The sequence below is a fragment of the Bacillus sp. SIMBA_005 genome (assembly GCF_046535585.1).
GTDB lineage: Bacteria > Bacillota > Bacilli > Bacillales > Bacillaceae > Bacillus > Bacillus pumilus.
On sequence record NZ_JAWRWI010001009.1, the window covers coordinates 1 to 243 of the forward strand.

1 protein-coding gene is annotated in these 243 nt (G+C 41.6%); it reads left to right on the forward strand.

The genetic code is table 11. From position 1 onward, the window contains the following. Nucleotides 1–243, forward strand: a 243-nt coding sequence (locus SB660_RS23140; protein ID WP_410584883.1) for a LysM peptidoglycan-binding domain-containing protein, incomplete at both ends; no start/stop codon positions are given.

The window sequence follows — 243 nt, forward strand, 5'->3', positions numbered from 1 at the left end:
TCAGCAACAACTAAATATACCGTTAAAAGCGGTGATTCACTTTGGAAAATCGCAAACAACTATAACCTGACTGTACAGCAAATCCGAAATATCAACAATCTGAAATCAGATGTGCTTTACGTTGGACAAGTATTGAAGCTGACAGGTAAAGCATCTTCAGGCTCTTCATCATCGTCGTCTTCTTCGTCAAATGCAAGCTCCGGCACGACGACTACATACACGGTGAAAAGCGGTGATTCCTTA